Consider the following 318-nt stretch of genomic DNA (forward strand, 5'->3'; position numbering starts at 1 on the left):
CGCTGTGGTTCAAGTCCCTCCTTATCCGCCGATCATATGGCCCGTTGGTCAAGCGGTTAAGACACCGCCCTTTCACGGCGGTAACACGGGTTCGAATCCCGTACGGGTCATGTTTTGTTTTTTGATTCGTTGGGCTATAGCCAAGCGGTAAGGCAACGGACTTTGACTCCGTCATGCGTTGGTTCGAATCCAGCTAGCCCAGCCATTTTTATATATATGTTTTTCTGCATAGCAGATGAGCCATTAGCTCAGTTGGTAGAGCATCTGAATTTGAATAAGAGGGTTGATGGTTATTGTTTTTCATGCTTAAACCTTTTC

The 318-nt window shown here is 46.5% G+C and carries 2 tRNA genes; both read left to right on the forward strand.

From position 1 onward, the window contains the following. Positions 1-38: 38 nt before the first annotated feature. Positions 39-110: transfer RNA gene (locus BA1_RS18330), tRNA-Glu, on the forward strand. A 20-nt stretch (positions 111-130) separates the two neighbouring features. Beyond that, positions 131-205, forward strand: a tRNA-Gln gene (locus BA1_RS18335). Positions 206-318 lie beyond the last annotated feature (113 nt).

The sequence above is a fragment of the Bacillus xiamenensis genome, assembly GCF_000300535.1.
GTDB classification, from domain to species: Bacteria; Bacillota; Bacilli; order Bacillales; family Bacillaceae; genus Bacillus; species Bacillus xiamenensis.